The sequence below is a fragment of the Staphylococcus sp. FSL W8-0271 genome (assembly GCF_038006605.1).
Taxonomy (GTDB): Bacteria; Bacillota; Bacilli; order Staphylococcales; family Staphylococcaceae; genus Staphylococcus; species Staphylococcus cohnii.
In genome coordinates this window covers 2,252,142-2,271,881 of the sequence record NZ_JBBOVM010000001.1, presented here as the reverse complement: position 1 = coordinate 2,271,881, position 19,740 = coordinate 2,252,142, and the positions used below count along the sequence as shown (strand labels likewise).

At 30.5% G+C, this 19,740-nt stretch carries 16 protein-coding genes; 11 read left to right on the top strand and 5 right to left on the bottom strand.

All coding sequences use genetic code 11. From position 1 onward, the window contains the following. Positions 1-414: 414 nt before the first annotated feature. Genes folE2 through NST87_RS11165 form a run of 3 tightly spaced genes read right to left on the bottom strand, consistent with a single transcriptional unit; the run spans position 415 to position 2,348 of the window. Complete coding sequence (gene folE2, locus NST87_RS11175) at positions 415-1,296, bottom strand: GTP cyclohydrolase FolE2 (RefSeq protein WP_040029938.1); 882 nt, start codon at positions 1,294-1,296, stop codon at positions 415-417. Between the two features lie 14 nt (positions 1,297-1,310). After that, entirely contained in the window at positions 1,311-1,976 is a 666-nt protein-coding gene (bshB2, locus tag NST87_RS11170; protein ID WP_019468220.1) for a bacillithiol biosynthesis deacetylase BshB2, read from the bottom strand. Positions 1,977-1,988: 12 nt separating this feature from the next. Further along, the gene (locus NST87_RS11165) at positions 1,989-2,348 is read right to left on the bottom strand and encodes a YojF family protein (protein ID WP_040029939.1); all 360 of its coding nucleotides are present in this window, start codon (positions 2,346-2,348) and stop codon (positions 1,989-1,991) included. A gap of 360 nt (positions 2,349-2,708) precedes the next feature. On the opposite strand from NST87_RS11165, the gene NST87_RS11160 reads away from it, so the two are divergent. The 3 genes from NST87_RS11160 to hxlB all read left to right on the top strand — a co-directional run bounded on the left by NST87_RS11160 (position 2,709) and on the right by hxlB (position 4,735). After that, positions 2,709-3,437, top strand: a complete 729-nt coding sequence (locus tag NST87_RS11160; protein ID WP_040029940.1) for a glucosamine-6-phosphate deaminase — start codon at positions 2,709-2,711, stop codon at positions 3,435-3,437. A gap of 115 nt (positions 3,438-3,552) precedes the next feature. Continuing rightward, positions 3,553-4,185, top strand: a complete 633-nt coding sequence (hxlA, locus tag NST87_RS11155) for a 3-hexulose-6-phosphate synthase (RefSeq protein WP_040029942.1) — start codon at positions 3,553-3,555, stop codon at positions 4,183-4,185. A 1-nt stretch (position 4,186) separates the two neighbouring features. Then, on the top strand, positions 4,187-4,735 hold the full coding sequence (gene hxlB / locus NST87_RS11150; RefSeq protein WP_040029943.1) for a 6-phospho-3-hexuloisomerase: 549 nt from the start codon (positions 4,187-4,189) through the stop codon (positions 4,733-4,735). A 143-nt stretch (positions 4,736-4,878) separates the two neighbouring features. Here hxlB and NST87_RS11145 read toward each other — a convergent pair whose 3' ends face one another. Together NST87_RS11145 and NST87_RS11140 are read right to left on the bottom strand one after the other, a co-directional pair. Then, the gene (locus tag NST87_RS11145; RefSeq protein ID WP_340721720.1) at positions 4,879-7,053 is read right to left on the bottom strand and encodes a bifunctional glycosyltransferase/CDP-glycerol:glycerophosphate glycerophosphotransferase; all 2,175 of its coding nucleotides are present in this window, start codon (positions 7,051-7,053) and stop codon (positions 4,879-4,881) included. A 228-nt stretch (positions 7,054-7,281) separates the two neighbouring features. Next, complete coding sequence (locus NST87_RS11140; RefSeq protein WP_340721719.1) at positions 7,282-10,467, bottom strand: CDP-glycerol glycerophosphotransferase family protein; 3,186 nt, start codon at positions 10,465-10,467, stop codon at positions 7,282-7,284. 118 nt (positions 10,468-10,585) lie between these two features. On the opposite strand from NST87_RS11140, the gene NST87_RS11135 reads away from it, so the two are divergent. From NST87_RS11135 to NST87_RS11095, 8 genes are all read left to right on the top strand, one after another. Beyond that, positions 10,586-12,013, top strand: coding sequence for a glycosyltransferase family 2 protein (locus NST87_RS11135; protein WP_340721718.1), 1,428 nt, complete (start codon positions 10,586-10,588; stop codon positions 12,011-12,013). A 303-nt stretch (positions 12,014-12,316) separates the two neighbouring features. After that, the gene (locus NST87_RS11130) at positions 12,317-14,344 is read left to right on the top strand and encodes an acyltransferase family protein (RefSeq protein WP_070038906.1); all 2,028 of its coding nucleotides are present in this window, start codon (positions 12,317-12,319) and stop codon (positions 14,342-14,344) included. Positions 14,345-14,420: 76 nt separating this feature from the next. After that, positions 14,421-14,576, top strand: coding sequence for a hypothetical protein (locus tag NST87_RS11125; RefSeq protein ID WP_157948047.1), 156 nt, complete (start codon positions 14,421-14,423; stop codon positions 14,574-14,576). A gap of 126 nt (positions 14,577-14,702) precedes the next feature. After that, positions 14,703-16,246, top strand: a protein-coding gene (locus tag NST87_RS13855) for an IS3 family transposase (protein WP_437129139.1) whose coding sequence is annotated in 2 segments (ribosomal slippage) — positions 14,703-15,377 and positions 15,380-16,246 — 1,542 coding nt in all. Because the reading frame shifts where the segments join, the coding sequence is not laid out codon by codon here. A gap of 310 nt (positions 16,247-16,556) precedes the next feature. Continuing rightward, the gene (locus NST87_RS11110; protein ID WP_230620694.1) at positions 16,557-17,924 is read left to right on the top strand and encodes an AMP-binding protein; all 1,368 of its coding nucleotides are present in this window, start codon (positions 16,557-16,559) and stop codon (positions 17,922-17,924) included. Further along, positions 17,925-19,067: a thiolase family protein gene (locus NST87_RS11105; RefSeq protein WP_340721717.1), complete on the top strand. Its 1,143-nt coding sequence runs from the start codon at positions 17,925-17,927 to the stop codon at positions 19,065-19,067. It abuts the gene before it with no gap. After that, positions 19,039-19,422: a hypothetical protein gene (locus NST87_RS11100; RefSeq protein ID WP_340721716.1), complete on the top strand. Its 384-nt coding sequence runs from the start codon at positions 19,039-19,041 to the stop codon at positions 19,420-19,422. Before NST87_RS11105 ends, NST87_RS11100 begins: the two co-directional genes overlap by 29 nt. After that, positions 19,403-19,669, top strand: a complete 267-nt coding sequence (locus NST87_RS11095; RefSeq protein WP_070038917.1) for a hypothetical protein — start codon at positions 19,403-19,405, stop codon at positions 19,667-19,669. Before NST87_RS11100 ends, NST87_RS11095 begins: the two co-directional genes overlap by 20 nt. Positions 19,670-19,740 lie beyond the last annotated feature (71 nt).

The following is a 19,740-nucleotide window of genomic DNA, read 5'->3' as shown; positions in this document are numbered from 1 at the left end:
ATACTGCGCATGTTTTATTTTAAAAGTATCATCCATTTTATTGGTTTCACCACTTACATCAAAATAAAAATTGATTATAAACTACTACTGTAATTATTTTAATATGAAAATTGTATATAGAACATTAATAAAATTTAACAGTTAATATACATTATTTTATAATTAGTTGTAGATGGATATATTTAGTGGTGGTATTTTTAAATGAACCATTAAAATTTTACTGTTACAAATTTAACTAATGAATTTGGAGAAAAATAACATTATTTAGTAAGGATGGAAAGTTTAATTGTTGAGAGAATGTTTTGAAATTAAAATAAAAATTGAATAAAAAATAATAGGCTACTAAACTTCTATATCATTTAGAAATTAAGTAGCCTATTTTTGATGATTTGCTGTGTTAATTTATAGTTATAATTACTGTTTTCTATATTTTATTTTTGCAAAAGCGTCATGTTGGTGAATAGATTCTTCGTTTCTACACTCAATATCAAAGCCCTCAATCCAATCAAAATCGACTAAATCTGCTGCGATAAGGCGAATTAAATCTTCAACAAATCTCGGATTTTCATAAGCGCGTTCTGTGACACTTTTTTCATCTGGTCGTTTTAATATAGGGTAAAGTATAGAACTTGCGTTGGCTTCCATTGCATCTAAAATTTTTTCTTTGTAGTCATCTGTTAAAATAGTTTCGTTATTCAAAATTGCTTTAACGGTAATGATACCGCGTTGGTTATGCGCCGAGTACTCACTGATTTCTTTTGAACAAGGGCACAATGTTGTAACTGCAGCTTGTAGTGTAATTTCTTTTCTTGTAATATTTTCCTTGTTTATCGCCATACCGTATGTCACATCTGCATGGCCTACAGCTTTGATATTCGTGATTGGACTGTAGCGATCAAAGAACCATTTAGCTGAAACATCAACGCCAGCAGCATTTTGTTCCATGCGTTCTTGTAAGCTACGCAAAAGACGATACAAAGAATCGAAATCTAATTCAATGCCGTTGTCATAGTGTTTTTCAACACTTTCTAGAATACGACTCATATTTATACCTTTTTCATCTTGATTAAGGCTTGTTGAGAAACTGAAGTTTCCAGCTGTTTGAAAACGGTCAACTAATACAGGATATACAAGATTTTTAATACCTACTTCTTCAATTTCAAATAAGTAGTTTTTGTTCGTACTTTGCAAATCTTTCATTTCTTCTTTAACGGTTGGTTTTGTACCTTCGATTGGATCAACTGAACCAAAATGTTTCCATCGACCTTCTCGAGTTGATAAATCAAATTCTGTCATGATATTGCCTCCACTTAAGATTCAAAGTTATAAGTCCAATAAGGTTCAACTTCTAAAAAGCTTTGCGCTTCTCCAGAAACATCAGGTGTAGCAAGTTGTTTCAAGAATGGTCCTGTTTGAGATGCGTGTGCTTCAAATGCGCGAAGTTTTACCTCTTTATAATCACTGATCTCATTTAGAATGTCAGGTTCACCCAATTTTTCAGGCGCATCATTACTAAATGCAACAAGTTGTAGACGGGGTCTTTCTGATGGCTTCATGCGTCCCACAGTTCTCACGACTGCTTCTGCTGTAGCTTCATGGTCTGGGTGTACTGCAAATTGAGGGTAGAACGATATGATGACGGATGGATTTAATTCATCAATTAATGACTGTACCATCTCATCCATTTCGTCGTGAGGTTCAAATTCTACAGTTTTATCACGTAAGCCCATTTTGCGTAAATCAGTTATACCGATGGCAGCCATCGCAGCTTCTAATTCTTTTTCACGAATGTCAGGTAAAGATTCACGAGTGGCAAATGGTGGGTTACCTAAATTACGTCCCATTTGACCTAATGTTAAACAAGCGTATGTGACTGGTACACCATTATCTATATAACGTGCCAATGTCCCTGCAGATGAGAATGATTCATCATCTGGATGTGGAAAAATAACTAATACATGGCTTTCCTCTGTCATGATTCATCCTCCTTATGCTTTAAATGGTTGAGTGCTTATTTCTAAAGCAGCAGCTAGTTGACCTTCATAGTTAAAGCCAGCTAATAGAAATTCACCTTGCTCATTTATTTCGTAATGTGTTAAACCTTGAACGTAGACCCAACCGCCATCTTTTAGTTTTAAACCTACACGATATGGGTCTTTATTACCACCTTTAAGCTGTGCATGCTCAAAAGTGACTTGAATATTTCTTAAAAAAGTGCCCGCGTTAAATACACGTTGGTCAAAATGTGCAGCATATGCACCATTCGTCGTCTCTACATGTAAATACACGGGTTTATCTTCATATGAAGAAAGTAATGTTTGTACTTTTTCATCTATTATTGATTCCAAACTTTTTGCCTCCTTGATTCCAAACCCCTATACTTTTATGCAATAAATTGTACGATACAAGTGTTAATAAAAATAATCAGTCTAATCTTTAGTGTAAACTGACTTTGAAACATTTTCTACCTGAAAAATGAATTTCAACTTAGATTTATACATAAAATTTTGATTATCTATTTATTTTACTAAAAACAGCGATGAAAATGTATTAGTCTGCTCATTATACTTTTAGTCATTTTAAACAATCATTACAATTTATCAAATATCGATTTTCTGTAAAAACGATTAAAAGCACGTATAATAGAAGTGTATTCACATTTTGTTTATAGCTAATGACAAATTCAATATATTTGGGAGGGCAATAACATGAAAATCACAAATTTAGGGTCTAGGGCATATGCTTCATTTTATGTTGCATGTGAATTGTTTAAACAAATGAGTCAACAACCACATAGTAAATTAGGATTAGCTACAGGTGGGACAATGGTAGAAGTTTACGAATTTCTAGTTAGTTTACTGCAAAAGAATCAATTAGATGTATCTGGAATAGAAACATTTAATCTAGATGAATATGTCGGTTTATCTGCGACGCATGAACAAAGTTATCATCGTTATATGAATGATATTTTATTTAATCGTTATCCACATTTTACGAAATCTTTGATACACATTCCTGATGGAGCTGCAGAAAACTTAATGGAAGAAACGAAGCGATATGAAGATTTAATCAATCAAAAAGGACCAATGGATATACAAATATTAGGTATTGGTGAAAATGGTCATATCGGTTTTAATGAACCAGGGACTGATATGAATAGTACCACTCAAGTTGTGGATTTAACTGATAGTACAATCAATGCAAATAGTCGTTATTTTGATAATGAAAGTGAAGTACCTAAACAAGCTGTGTCCATGGGTTTAGCTTCAATTTTAAAAGCGAAAAGAATCATTTTGTTAGCATTTGGAGAGAAAAAAAGAGAAGCAATTGAACAATTAGCTAAGCATGAAGTTAATAAACAGGTTCCAGCTACGATTCTGCTTGCACATCCTGATGTTGAAATTTACGTTGATGACGCTGCAGCACCTCGCTTATAATCTCTCAGTTTAAATTATTACTTTAAGGGTAAAACATTTATGCGTAAGTTTTTAAATAAAGTAAGTTAGGTCATGATTTCCATGCCTATCATTAAATCAAGAAGGGATGATCATTTTGGAATTACAACTAGCAATTGATTTATTAAATAAAGAGGAAGCGGCAGAACTTGCAAATAAAGTTAAAGATTATGTTGATATTGTAGAAATTGGTACACCTATTGTGATTAATGAAGGATTACCAGCTGTACAACATTTAGATAATAATATCGATGGTGTGAAAGTACTTGCAGATTTAAAAATTATGGATGCGGCAGATTATGAAGTAAGCCAAGCTGTTAAGTATGGTGCAGATGTAGTTACAATCCTAGGTGTTGCAGAAGATGCATCTATTAAAGCTGCGGTAGACGAAGCACATAAAAATAATAAAGAATTACTTGTAGATATGATTGCAGTACAAGATATACAAAAACGTGCGAAAGAATTAGATGAATTAGGTGCAGATTATATCGCTGTGCATACTGGTTATGATTTACAAGCAGAAGGTGAATCACCATTAGAAAGCTTAAGACAAGTTAAATCCGTAATTAACAATTCTAAAGTTGCTGTAATTGGTGGTATTAAACCAGATACAATTAAAGAAGTAGTAGCTGAGGACCCAGATTTAGTTGTAGTTGGTGGCGGCATTGCTAACGCAGATGACCCAGTTGAAGCAGCAAAACAATGTAGAGATGCGATTGAAGGTAGATAAGATGAGTGAAATTACAAATTATCGTTTGATTTTAGATGAGTTAGATCATACGTTATCTCATGTTAGAGATAGTGAAACACAAGCTTTTTTATCGCAAGTGACTAAAGCAAAACATGTATTTGTAGCAGGTAAAGGACGTTCTGGATTTGTAGCAAATAGTTTTGCTATGCGTTTAAATCAACTTGGAAAATTTGCTTATGTTGTTGGAGAATCAACAACACCTTCAATTACTGAAAATGATTTATTTATTGTCATTTCAGGTTCAGGTTCAACGGAACACTTGAGATTATTAGTTGAAAAAGCAAAATCTGTTGATGCAGAAGTTGTGTTATTATCTACGAATCCAAATTCGGCAATTGGCGCATTGGCCAACACTGTTATAGAACTTCCTGCAGGTACAAAATATGATGCAGAAGGATCTGCACAACCCTTAGGTAGTTTGTTTGAACAAGCAGCGCAAGTCTTTTTAGATAGTTTAGTACTATATTTAATGAACGAACTTAATGTCGATGAGGAAACGATGCAAAGTAATCATGCTAATTTAGAGTAGTGTATTAGAATATAACGTTTTGCGTTGAGGATGTGAAAGTTAAATCTCATTCTCATAGAAAAAGAGCTAATCCCAAATGATTAGCTCTTTTTTTATGAGAAATTTTACAAATTAATTTTAATCGTACGCTTGTTTGAATATTATTAATTTTTAGGATTGTGAATATTATTATAAATCAAATCACCAATATATTGAGAAACATGGCCATTTTCGATTGAACAAAATTTATTATGAAAACTGTTTATTTTATCGCTGTATTGTTGTGCATAATATGCAAAGTGATTTAAGCCTTCAATCACTTCATCAGTGTTTGTGAAAATAGGACCTGGTAATTCATGGAAATAATCAATATAAAATCCACGTAATTTTTCTTTGTATTTTTCTATATCATAAGCATAGAAAAATTGAGGGCGTTTCAAAACACCATAATCAAACATCACGGAAGAATAATCCGTGATTAAACCATCGCTAATTAAGTAAAGCTCAGAAATATCACGATAATCGGAAACATCAACGATAAAGTCTTCATAATCGCTCAAATCAAGTTTATTTGCAATTAGATAGTGCATGCGTAATAAGATAATATATTGATCACTAATATTTGCACGGAGTTTAGTTAAATCTAGTTGTACAGTTTGTTGATAATTACCTGCTTCATCGTATTCATCATCTCGCCATGTTGGTGCATATAAAACAACTTTTTTATCAAGAGGTATATTTAAGTTTGCTTTAATTTCATTTGTATATGGTTGGTTCTGAGCATGATTGACTAAAATATCATTTCTAGGATAACCGATTTCTAAAATGTTTTCTCTTTGCATCCAAAATGCTGATTGAAAAATAGCGGTAGAATAGGCATTGGGTGATATTAAGTAATCCCAGCGGCGAGTTGCGTTATAAAATGATTTTTTATAAGATGCAGTAGTTGTATTGGGCATTCGTACTACTTTCATATCATTTGCTAATTTTTTAAGTGGCGTACCATGCCAAGTTTGAATATATAATTGATTATTCTTTTTGTTGATGTGCACTGGTATCCTAGCGTTTGTAACCCAAACATGTGCTTTTCGATAAATGTCGAAATAGGATTTACTGTTTTTAGCAATTAAATTTAATTCTTGAGGGAAATTTGCTTTGTTTTGTGTGTCATAAATCCAATAATATTTGAGATTAGGGTATTTATGTTGCATGTATTCATAAATGTACTTTGGGCTATCGTTATAATTTTTCCCACTAAAAGATTCAAACACTATCGTTTCATTGTCTACATCTTTCTTTTTATTGAATAAAAGATATTTAGAAAGGTTTTTATTTGGTTTGTTTAGCAAGATATTTTTTAAATATCTTGTACGTAATCTCCACTTATTAAAAGAAAGTGCCAATCGATAATTTGTATGTTGTAATAATAATAATTCGACTTTAAATAGAAACTTGGTTTCGCGTTGTATAGCTGGCATTAGTAATGGAATTAATTTAGTTAATGATTTATGACCGATGCGATATTTCTTTTCAATATCAGGGTCACTGGGTTCAAACCAAAGTTTGATAGCTTTTAATATACTTTTAAGTACATATTGTTTTAATACTGGGTCTTCGATGCGAGCAAGTGCATCGTGAGATGCTTTAACAAAATCTTTAAATAAATATTCAAAAGATTGTTCTCGTAGTTTATTTGTATTCAATGGATCATAAATTTCCCCACAAATATAGAAAGGGATTCCTTTAATATCAACGTAAGTTTTTGCATATTTCAGATAGTCGATGACAAACGACCAATCTGAATAAACATTCAAAGATTCATTAAACATTAGTTTTTGTTGAAGCACAATACGTGTATTAAAAATAATGTTAACAATAGCATATTGTGCTAAGATATTACTTTCATTTTCTCGTGTTTTTTTATAATTAACCTGCAAAGTATCGTCAGTATATACAGTTGGTATGTTCAAAATAAAATCTGTAATAGGAGCAATAAGGGTATCACAGTTTTTTAAATATTTAAGATATATTTCAACTGTATAAGGTGCAAGAAAATCATCAGCATCAACAAATAAAAAATGAGTCGTTTTAACATGAGCAATGGCTTCATTTCTTGCATGACTATGGCCCTGATTTGTATTGAACTTAATGTACTTTACATTTATATTATCATTATCGATTTGCATAAATAATCGCTTTTCTGAAGTATCGGTAGAACCATCATTTACTAATATTAAATTAAAATTTTTATCTGTTTGATTCATTAATGAAGCGATACATTGCTCAATGTGATCTTCATTATTAAAAAAAGGAACTATTATAGACAATGTATTGGTCATATTTAGGTAACACCTCTCGAACATAGTATTAGATATAAATACAGGAGTGAGTTAAGAAATCAAATAGAGATTATTTGATTTCAAATACTCACTCCTAACATTGATATTAATCATTAGATTTTTGACATCTTTTACATTATAAACAAATAGGAATACATATAGAGTGGGTATTTTATTTGTTTACGTTATTAAATATACTGTATTTTTAATAATAATTACGTGCATTAGTTAAAAGAAACGTTCTACTATACTTTGAGCTGCAGTTCCGTTCTCATATGAACAAAATCTTTCGTGAAATTGCTCGTATTTCATTTTGTATTCTTGTTGAATTTGTTCAATATTTTTAATTGCGTGTATTAATGTTTCATTTGTTTTTATAAGCGGACCTGGTGCTTCATTTTCAAAGTCAAAATAAAATCCACGCAAACTGTTTTTATAGTGTTCTAAATCGTAAGTGAAAAATAGCATAGGTTTTCTAGTATTAGCAAAATCAAACATTACAGAAGAGTAATCCGTGATACAAATGTCCGTAATTAAGAATAAATCACTGATATCGTTATATTTACTGCCGTTAATTACAAAATTGTCTAAGCTACTATCTAATTTTAATGCATTACTAATAATTATATGTGGCCTTAGAATTAAAATATAGTCTTCACTAAGTTGTTCTTGCATCTTTTGTAAATCAATTTGTAAGTTGATGATATGCTTTTTAGCTTTATTAATTTCATCATCACGGAAAGTTGGTGCGTATAGGATGATTTTACGATCATCTTGAATACCCAAACGTTGTTTGATTTTTTCTTTTTTATTATTAATATAAGCTACATCGTTATTGTAGAATATATCATTGCGTGGATAGCCAACTTCTAATATATCTTTATGAAATTCAAAGGCTGATCTAAAACATTCAGATGCATATGGACTTGGTGAAACGAGATAATCCCAATATTGAATTGCACCGTTAACACGCTTTTTATAGTTCGCATCTCTACCCTCAAAGCTTTCAACATCATTTAGCATTTTTTTCAAAGGCGTACCATGCCATGTCTGAATGTAGATTGTATCTTTAGGTTTTGAGATATAGTGTGGAAAATTTTGGTTATTTATCCAATATTTTGCACGTGATAAATAATGGTAATACTCTGGTGACAATCGTTTTACTGTTATGACGTTAGGATCATTAAATGGGAATTGTTGATTACTTACCCATACAATTTGGTAATGGTCAGTATATGCTTTTAATTTGTCATAGATAACTTTCGGACTGTCACTGACGGCTTTGCCTACATTACTTTCAAATACAACTAAATCTTTTTTGACTGGTACAAACTTAGAAATAGCTGAGTTATATTTATCCATTACATTAAAGTATTGCTTGCTCTTTCTAAAACGTTTGAATAAATGTTGAGACAAAATATCGTATTTAAATTTGCTTTTTAATTGGTTAGTTGTTTTATGATTTAAGACTGCTTCGAAAATTCTTTCGCTATTGTTTTGATCATGATATTTAACGAAACGATTTGCTTTTATTTCGACTGCTTTATCGATCTGATAATGATTGTTAATCGTTTTTTTAATCAATGATTCTAAATCATGTTGATTATTAACAATTGTACCAGGTAATTCATTTTCTATATCAAGGTGTGAAGGTTCATTACCTAGAAATGCGTGTTTATCAAATTGATAATAAATCACAGGTTTGTTTAAAAAGCTGAAATCAAATGCAACACTTGAATAGTCAGTAATCATTAATTTACTTTCTTGGATTAGTTTCTGTACGTTAACATCACCTTGTTTAATACTTGTAATATAATTTGGCACATTAAATAATTCAATGAAAGGCTGCATATTAGGATGTAAACAGAAAATGACTTCATTGCCTTTGTTAGCAATAGACTTAATACTAGGACTATTCAATAATTGGTTGATATTTTCTAGATATTCAGAATCCTCTAGTCGCTCCCAATTGATTAACCAGTCTCTCCATGTTGGAATAATTAAAATTTGGTCTTTGGTATTAACTTTCGGATTAAAAAGTTCGTCAAATCGTGCTAAGCCTGTCACTACAACTTGTTTACTATCAAACTTCAAATCTCTTACTACGATTTCTTTCTCTCTTTCAGAACTTGTAATAAAAAGGTCAACATTGAAATCTTTCAGTTGATTACCATTAATATTTGATAAATTTTTAACCCCTAAGACACCATGTTGTAAAAAGACTCTAGTTGCTTTAATCTTTTTTGTGTAAATGGCGCTATTAGTAGGGAATATTAATTCGGGATGATGTGTTGTACAAATATAATCAGCATGTAACATAATGTTGAAATGCTCTGGCGATTTATAGTAAATAACATTACCAAAAGGAAGCACATTTTTAGCTTCGATAGAGTCTTTTTCAATTATGTAAAAGACAGGTAATTCAGGATGGTATGTACGCATATATTTAAAGAAGTGATAACCATTATCTTGAGCTTTATACGATTTTTCACCAATTACCCAAACCTTTTGATTTTGCTTTTTGAAGGGTAATTTCATATTTGGCATTTTTAAATTTTGTATATAAGTTAAATAACTATCGATTGTATATCTATTGACTCTAAATGAAAGGTTGCGACCTTTCATAGTTAAATAAGGCGTAATAGAGATGATTTCATCTTTGAATTCAGTAATGATTTCCCCTTTAAGAAAGCGCTCTGCTAATATTCTAGGATTTCCTAACTTAACTTCAATAGGTAATTTTGATTCTTGAATGTCAATTTCTAAGTAGATATCAATGATATCACCGTTTTCAAATGGATATTTCATGAAATCAATGAGTTCGTGATAAATATCTAATGAAAAATTTATGTAAGTTGTCTGTTTTCTTTTAGTAATTGATTTTGCTGGGAATGTAATCATTTTTTTTCGAGTCGTAAATCGTGTTCCTAATACCAGAGCGATGTTTTCAAAGGTTGAATTAATGATTGAACATTGACCCTCGATTTTAGCTTCATGATTATTAAATCTAAATGAGTCAATATGTCTTCTTGAAAAATAATTTTTTGAAGGTGTATATTGAGTCATTGAAAAGTGTAGAAAACCATTTTTAGTAATATAAGGATGGATAGAATAGTCACCATCTGTTACCTCTGATAAATTGCAAACAGTTGAATTTGCGTTATTAACTTTCAGGTTTTTTTGCGTCGTTAGAATTACATCAGATTCTTCAACGACCAAATATAATTTATTCGTCTCTTGTTGTTTAAAAACAGAAATTACTTCATTTAAATCAATCTTAAAGTTAGCTGTATCATCTATTGGTTCATAACAAAGTGAGTTATATTCGTTTTTAATATATAATTTGTCAATTGATCTATTTGTTTCATTAAAAGAAATATTAAGGTTTGACCCTTCTTGTATTATATTTTGCAACAAACTTCCTCCCCAAAATAAATATTTTTTTTATTAGTATAATTATAACAATCTATAGGCTATAATTGTTAATATAATTCAAATTTCAAAAAGAAAATAATTTACATGGAGGTATCATATGAAAAGAGTTTTATTTTCGATTATCATAACAACCTTCAATAATGAAGATTTTATTAAAAAAACATTAGATTCAGTTGTAAACCAAACACTCAATAATAAACAATATGAAATCATTGTTATAGACGATCATTCAAGTGATTGTACTTGGGATATCGTGCAACATACGGAAGCAGAAAATTTAAATATGTATAGATTGCCCAAAAACAGTGGTGGACCGTCACATCCAAGAAATAAAGGAATTGAATTAAGTAAAGGAGATTTTATATATTTTCTAGATGGTGATGATTGGTTAGAACCTACGATATTAGAAAACATTGCTGAAAATAAACAGTGGTTAAAAAGTGATGTGATTATTTCTAAAATAGTAAAAGTAGGTGACAACAAACAATCAGTTCATGCTCGGTTTATGACAGATCAAGTCCATATTAATCAACAAACTAATAGTATTCCATACTTATATTATTACTTAGGGCCTAGTGGTAAATTTATTAGCCGTCAATTGATTAAAAAAAATAACATTCATTTTTCACCTGACTTACACTTTGGTGAAGATAAGTTATTTTTTATGAATGTGTTTAATGTGGCTAAACGTGCAACTACTACTAATAATATAGGTTGTTATTTAAATAGATTGTCTCAAAACGTTTCTATTATAAGAAGAACGAATTTTATAAAAAAAAGGGAAAGCGACTTTGAAATTTTTAAAGCAGCTTTACAAATAAAAAATACAAAAACACGTGATAAATTTTTATTGCGTATCGTCGAATATGATTTGCTATATAATTGTAATTCTCATGTATTTAACAACTTAAATGATTCTGAAAAAGAAAGCGTTTTTGAAATTATAAAAAGTATTTATTATAATAACTATGTAAGAAAGAAAATTGTTAAAAATATTAGTTATAGATTTAAAAATGCTGTAGAAGCTATTTATGAAAATGATTTAGAGAAATTTGTGTACTTCTTTGAATGGTTGAAACAAGGAGTGAAGCTATTAGAACAACGCGATCATAACCGTTATAGTTTAACAAGTGTAGATGATTATCATTTTGAATATATCGCACCAATTAGTAACCTGAAAAATTTACAAGTTTCTGAAGAACATGTATATTTGCAAATTGATATTCATAACTTAGACAAAGAACGAGTGTCATCTATTCAACTAGAAAACCGTAAAAATTGGCAAGATTCAACATTCATTCAAACATTTACATTGAGCAAAGGTTTTTTGACAATTGTATTAAATAAAAAAGATTTAGATAAATTAGTTTTAGGTATTTTTAATATTATGATTATGTATGATAGTTACAAAACATTAAATGTTAAATATGCTTTTACTAAAGAAGTAAAGATTACAGGTAAAATTGCTACATTTTATCCCACAATCAACGGTAATCTGGCACTCAAAGTTACATCTAGTTCATGAATTTATTGAATAAACCATATTATGTTTGAAAAAAATTAAATAATAAAAACAAAATGAGAAGGAACGCTAACATTTTAGTCTCAATAATTACTTTGGATTTAAGTAATTTGATTGTACAACCATTTATTTGGTTATTTATAAGCTTACCTATAAATATCTTGTAAGGTAGATGGTTTAGACGACCTAAGTAGTTCTTAAAAATTCTTAGGAATTTGTACGGTTTCTAATCGATTTTGTTAGAGTGGGATAGAAAAATTCTATCCTGCTTCTTTTTATAAAGGATCATAATTAAAGGAGAACAAAATGGAAAATAGGAAAAATTTAATAGACATAGAAAGAAAATTCAGACCAGAAATAGAAGGTTTAAGGATAGTTGCAGCTTTGCTAGTTGCAATTTATCACATTTGGTTTGGAAAAGTATCAGGTGGTGTAGATGTTTTCTTTGTAATCTCAGGTTTTTTAATTACTACATCCATTATTTCTACAATAAACCGAACAGGTGATTATAAATTTTGGCCATACATATCTAAGTTGTTGAAAAGACTACTACCATCAGCATTATTTATTGTTTTAGTAACATTAATATTAAGCTTATTCTTTTTACCTTCGACTATTTTAGTGAAAACAATTAAAGAATCATTAGCCTCCATATTTTATTACCAAAATTGGCAATTGGCATTTAGTAGTACCGACTATTTAGATGCTAATCAAATGAAAAGTCCATTAGAACATTTTTGGGCTATGTCCATACAAGGACAATTTTATATCATTTGGTTTTTGTTATTTACTTTTGTACTATTTTTAGTTAGAAGATATTCACTTTCAAATGGTAAGAAACTCGTCAATTTCTTTCTAGGAATCATATTTATTGTTTCGTTTATTTATTCGATATATCTTACTATCGTGAATCAACCTTTCGCATACTTTATAACCTTTACAAGAGTATGGGAATTTGCACTGGGTGGGTTGCTATGTGTAAACCTAGCTAGTATTAAAATTAATAAAAAAGTAGCTGCCATCATAGGGTGGATAGGTCTAGTAGGATTGATATTAACAGGGGCACTCTTTGATGTTTCTACAATGTTTCCTGGCTACATTGCTTTATGGCCAATGACATGTGCTTTATTAATTGTGCTCTCAGGTAATGTGGATACTAAATATGGTGTGAAAAGATTTTTATCTTTACCTATTATGACAAAATTAGGTGGTATATCATTTGGTATTTATTTATGGCACTGGGTATTACTGTCATTTTTCAAATACAAAATAGCTGAAAATCCTTCAATATTAGAAGGGGTTATAATTATTTTATTATCTATAGTTCTATCTTTATTAATGACTAAATATATTGAAGCGCCTATAAGAAATAATAAAATAAACAAAAAAGCGTTTAAACCAATTTTAGTAATGTTAGCAATTAATTTGTTATTGGTCATTGCACTATCCATAATACATTTTTCAAATAAAAGTAATATGGACAAGCCTATCAATACAAAAGATTATCCGGGTGTAAATGCTATTTTTAAACAATTGAATGTAAAAGAACAGAACCCAATACCTAACTCAGCAAATACATTTGATGACTTACCACAATCTCACAAAGATGGAAGTAACCAAAACCTCAAAGATACAGATGTTAAAGTAGGAAAATATGGTAAAACAAAAGATTATAAAGCGACTATTGCGTTAGTAGGTAGTTCTCACTCAGAACATTGGCTTGGTGGCTTTATCAAAGCAGCAGAAAAAAATGATTATAGAGTGTTAAATATTACTAAATCAGGCACACGTTTTTCGAGTGGTTATGAAGATGATTCGATTAAAGGTAAGTGGGTAAAAAATGTGAATAAATATTTGGAAAACAACGATGATATTGACTTAGTAGTTTCACATGCTACTTCCGCTGCAAGTGATAGTAAGTGGGTGCAAGATCAAATGGTAAATCAACTCAATATTGTAAAAAATGATTATGGTATTGACGTTTTAGCAATTAGAGATATACCAACATATAATTTTAACGTTGCTGAGGAATTTGATAAGTATGGTGAGAAAAAAATAATTAATAAAATGAATAATTATCATAGTCAACAAGATCAATCGTATTGGAAGAAGTTTATACAAAACAATAATAATATGTATACATTTGACCCAACTGAATATTTCAAAGAAGATAACCAATATAAACCGGTTATTGGTAATGTTGCAATTTATAGAGATATGGATCATATGACAAATACTTATTCAGAATCGTTTGGGGATATGCTGGCAGAAAAATTGAAATATGCAATCGAAAATAAAGATGACAATAAAGATAAAAACTTAAATGAAATATAGCGATTAGTATTTCTTTTTTAGTTCAATAAGTATGATTATGTTGTTTAATATAAGTAATGGGAAAGGGGAATTATTTATGAAGTTTGTAAAAGGAATTATTGGTTTCATTTGTATTAATTTATCGATTTTGGGAGTAATAAACATTTTAAAGCGGTATAAAAAAGATTCTATTACAGTAGATGAGGATACATCAGACAAAGCATATGCGTTGATTATTAACAATATTGACTAAATCATTCAATGATAACTGAGAGTGATTAGATATGAATATTTGATTATCAAAAAATAACTAATAAATTGTGATATGCTCCCTTCAAAGTAGACACTTAAAAATGTAAACTTTGAAGGGAGCTTTTTTATGACTCATAGAAAATTATCACCTGAAACTTATCAAAAAGCTTTCAGCTTATATGAAGAAGGATATAGTATGAAAAATGTAATTCAAAAATTAAATTTAAATTGTTCTCCTAGAACATTATTGATTAACTATTATAAATTTAAGAAGCATGGAATAAAGGTGCTTTTACCAATTCAGAGAAATAATACCTACTCAAATGAATTTAAGCTTAAAGTTGTGCACGAATATATAAATGATGGCCTATCTTTAACTGATTTAGTAGTTAAATATAATATCCCCACTACTTCAACTGTAAACAAATGGATTTCAAAGTATTTGTCGGGTAAAATATTAAAAACATATTCTCCAAAACCCGAGGTGTATCAATTGAAATATAAATCATTAACATTTGAAGATCGTGTAGAAATCGTTGATTATTATATGAATCATGGCCAATCGTATAAGACAACAGCAAATCATTTTAACATCAATTATAGCCAAGTATATAACTGGGTAAAAAAGTACAACTTGCATGGATATGATGGGCTTAAAGATGGACGTGGAAAAGGGAAACCCCAGTCTGTATTAACACCTGAAGAGGCATTAAAAGCTGAAATTAAGATACTTAAAGAGAAAAATAAATTTCTTCAAATGGAAAATGACGTTTTAAAAAAGGAAGAAGAAATAGAAAGGAAGTTGATGAAACAGGCATCAGACAAAAAGCATCATACCAAACGGTAAAAGCATTTAAAAACCTTTATCCGATAGCTTGGTTATGTTCAGTATTAAAGATATCACGTTCAAGTTACTATAAATGGTTACATCGCAAACCATCAAATAAAGAAATTGAAAACCAAAAATTGATCAAAGATATCGTTGATATCTACAATAAATACAAAGGCATATATGGATATCGTCGTATATACATATATTTAAGACTTAAACTACATCAAAAAGTAAATCATAAACGTGTCTATAGATTGATGAATCAACTGAATCTAAAATCTACTATCCGCCCTAAAAGAAAACGATATATTAAAACAACACCTGAAATTACAGCACATAATATATTAAATAGAAAATTTGAAGAACAAATCCCAAATAAAAAATGGTTAACTGACGTTACAGAATTCAAACTAAGCAATGGTAAAAAACTTTACTTAAGTGCTATTTATGACTTAGGCAGCAAACAGATTATCAGTCATAAATTAAGTACCTCAAATAACAATAAATTTGTATTAGATACGCTCAAAAAAGCAGTCAAACTTGTGCCGAATACCGAAGGTATACTCTTACATAGCGACAGAGGATATCAATATACAAGCAGATTATTTAAAGTTACGTTAGAGCAACTTGGTATAAAACAAAGTATGTCACGACCAGGATGTTGCATAGATAATGGACCTATGGAAGGTGTATGGGGAACTATTAAAAGTGAATTGTTTAGAGGAAGAAAAAAAGTGATTTTTAAAGACAAGGCTACAGCAATAAAAGCAATTAATTCATATATAGAATTTTTTAATCAAGAAAGAATAACATTAAAAATGGCTACCCTTATATCGTAAATATAAGGTAGCCATAAACATTTTGTTTTTTTCACTGTCTACTTGACAGGGTGCAGTTCATTGATGTTACTTCCCCTTTTTTTAATCATTTACTTAATAAAAAGATTTAGAAATATAGCTTTATATGCTTAAAATTGGGATAATTCACCACGAATTGTGCCATTTTTTGTATTTTAAGGAAAACAAGATTCAAAATGACTCAATTTGAATTAAAAATTTGGGATATTTATGGCATTGGGAACCAAATGTTTTCATTATATTATTTCACACCCTAAATGTTAATATATTTTGTATAAAAGTTAACAAAGGGGTGTTGCATTTGGAAATTTTAGAAAAAATAGAAAATCACGCTAAGAAACAACCGCATCAAGTTGCTTTGCGCTTTGATGAACAAGCATTAACATATGATGAATTAATTAAAGAATTAAATAACAAAAGGGACTTATTTTCTAATATACCCAAACGTAGCATTGTAGGATTGGTCACACGACATCCGCAGAAGGCAATGATTATTTATTTAGCATTGTTAAAAAGTGAGTGTGTACCATGTATTTTTGATGATAGATGGTCGAGCGCGCAAACCTTCAATTTAGTCGAAAAAAACGGTGTTCAATATCTTATGGAAGAAGAGGATTTAAGTATACATAATGTGACCCAAAAAGATAATTTCAAGGACGATGACGATTTGTTACATATCGCTTTTACATCTGGAACGACAGGCTTACCTAAAGCATATTATAGGGGAGCGTTATCTTGGATTAAGTCTTTTTCCAAAAATGATCAATTATTTGACAGAATGATAAATACAGTTGTTGCTCCGGGTCCGTTGTCGCATTCTTTATCGTTATATGCATGTATTTATGCATTATATACAGGTAGAACATTTATTGGACAGCGATATTTTGAAGCCAAGCGTTTAATGCAGACAATCCAACACCAAAAAGTAAACACAGCGTGTTTTATGGTGCCAACAATGATACAAGCTTGCGTTGCAACTCAAATTTTAATAGAAGGAAAACATTATATTTTAAGTACTGGGGATAAACTTGGCTTACATATTCGTCAACGTATTCAACAATGTTTCCCTAAAAGTGATCTAATTGAGTTCTTTGGGACATCAGAAGCTAGCTTTATTAGTTATAACTTCAATAATAGTGCACCACCAGAATCTGTTGGCAAATTGTTTCACAACGTGCACGTGAATATTGAACAGCCTGACGTATCAGGTATAGGCCTACTAAAGATAAGAAGTGATATGTCATTTGGTGGTTATGTTGATGAAGATGTCAGCGATGATAGTTGGATTGAAACAGGAGATTTTGCATCATGTGACGCGCATGCACATTTATTTTTACATGGTAGAAAGCATGATCGTATGATTATTGGTGGACGTAATGTTTATCCGTTTGAAATTGAACAGCATGCAAAATCCATTAATTTATTCAAAGAAGTAGTTGTTATCAGTGAAAAACATTCTAAATTTGGAGAAATTGCCGTATTACTATATACCGGTGATCATACAGTTCGTTATAACGATTTTAGAAAAATTATGAAACATCATGTAGCGCGTTACCAAATACCATCGAAACTAGTTAAAGTAAAGCAAATGGTCTATACCTCAAGTGGAAAGATTGCGCGCGAACGTATGAAACAATGCTATTTAAAAGGAGAATTATAAATGAATGAAGCGGTAATTATAGCAGCGAAACGTACAGCATTTGGGAAGTATGGTGGGAAATTGAGACGTTTAGAACCTGAATTATTATTACAGCCACTATTCAATTATTTGAAAAATAACTTCCCTGCAATTGTTAATAATATAGATGACGTGATTTTAGGTAATGTTATCGGAAATGGAGGTAATATTGCGCGAAAGGCACTTTTAGAAGCTGGATTAAATCAACAAGTGCCAGGTGTGACGGTTGATCGCCAATGTGGTTCGGGATTAGAGGCTGTAAATCAAGCCTGTCGCATGATACAAGCAGGTGCAGGGTCAATATACATTGCAGGTGGCGTGGAAAGTACAAGCAGAGCACCCTGGAAGATTAAGCGGCCACAATCTGTATATGACACACATTTACCAGAATTTTATGAAAGAGCATCATTTGCACCTCAAGGCCAAGATCCATCTATGATACAAGCAGCTGAAAATGTTGCAGAAAGATATGGTATATCAAGATTTGAACAAGATGAATTTGCATGGCACAGTCATCAAAAAACGCTTGATGCATATAACCATCGTAAGATTACTCAAGAGATAACGCCACTGATGATTAAAGGAGAAACATTTCAACAAGATGAAAGTATTAAACCTAAATTAACGCAACAAACGCTAAATCGGTTAAAGCCATTATTACCAAACGGGAGCATTACTGCTGGCAATTGTTGTATGAAAAATGACGGTGCCGTACTACTACTTGTCATGGAAAAAACACTTGCTAAAGCATATGGCATACACAGTGGATTATCATTCATTGACCAAGTAACTATAGGTGTAGACCCAAATATACTTGGTATTGGTCCTGTGCCTGCTATAGAAAAACTATTAGCAAAACAGCAATTGTCTTTAAATGATATCGATGCTATAGAATTAAATGAAGCTTTTGCATCACAAGTGTTAGCAAGCCAACAAGCTTTAAACGTACCAGCTGAAAAATTAAATATTTATGGTGGCGCGATAGCTACTGGACATCCTTATGGCACAAGTGGTGCAGCACTTGTTACACGGCTATTCTATATGGAACATAAACATAGGACAATTGCAACTATGGGTATTGGAGGAGGTATGGGCAATGCCACATTATTTGAAAGATGGTCATGAACAACGAGAAATGATATTCCCAAAAAAAGATGTAGAAGCTTATAATCAATTGTTTGCACAAACGAATAGCGTTGATGTTTCACCACTTTATTGTGCAAGCCTGTGGCCCGAATTTGAATTGTTCAAACCGTTTATTTCTAGTAAGTTACTATTAAAATCAACAGAAATTGAACAATATCATCCCTTAGCAATTGATGTCATATATCAAGTGCAATTAACATTAATCGAACAAAAAAGGATTCGTCAATTTATCAAATATAGCTTTCAAATGAAAATAAATAAAAATCTGACTAAATGTATATATATTAAGCAAACGTTTTTAGAGAAGGTGAAAAATGATACAGATATTACCTAACGATGTAGAACGATATTTGAGACTTGTCAAAGATGAGAATCCTTTGCATCAACATATTGTACCAGGACAAATGATTGTACAAATTGCATTGATATACAATGAATTGAATTGGAAAAATTATAAAATTAATTATGTTGAACCAGTTGATACATATGAATTTCTTCATTTTGATTTTGAAAGCAATAATAAATTAATCGTGAAAAATAATTATGATAAAGTTAAAGTTACTATTTTGAAAAATAAATAAGTAATCATTGAAAATTGTCCTTAACTAGATAACAAACTTAAAAATAAAATGAATTATTCCATATTTAAAAA

Coding starts and splice junctions, on each gene's coding strand:
- folE2 (WP_040029938.1), bottom strand. CDS start 1,296: ATGACAGAATTTGATTTATCAACTCGAGAAGGTCGATGGAAACATTTT.
- bshB2 (WP_019468220.1), bottom strand. CDS start 1,976: ATGACAGAGGAAAGCCATGTATTAGTTATTTTTCCACATCCAGATGAT.
- NST87_RS11160 (WP_040029940.1), top strand. CDS start 2,709: ATGAAAATCACAAATTTAGGGTCTAGGGCATATGCTTCATTTTATGTT.
- hxlB (WP_040029943.1), top strand. CDS start 4,187: ATGAGTGAAATTACAAATTATCGTTTGATTTTAGATGAGTTAGATCAT.
- NST87_RS11145 (WP_340721720.1), bottom strand. CDS start 7,053: ATGACCAATACATTGTCTATAATAGTTCCTTTTTTTAATAATGAAGAT.
- NST87_RS11135 (WP_340721718.1), top strand. CDS start 10,586: ATGAAAAGAGTTTTATTTTCGATTATCATAACAACCTTCAATAATGAA.
- NST87_RS11130 (WP_070038906.1), top strand. CDS start 12,317: ATGGAAAATAGGAAAAATTTAATAGACATAGAAAGAAAATTCAGACCA.
- NST87_RS11125 (WP_157948047.1), top strand. CDS start 14,421: ATGAAGTTTGTAAAAGGAATTATTGGTTTCATTTGTATTAATTTATCG.
- NST87_RS11105 (WP_340721717.1), top strand. CDS start 17,925: ATGAATGAAGCGGTAATTATAGCAGCGAAACGTACAGCATTTGGGAAG.
- NST87_RS11100 (WP_340721716.1), top strand. CDS start 19,039: ATGCCACATTATTTGAAAGATGGTCATGAACAACGAGAAATGATATTC.
- NST87_RS11095 (WP_070038917.1), top strand. CDS start 19,403: ATGATACAGATATTACCTAACGATGTAGAACGATATTTGAGACTTGTC.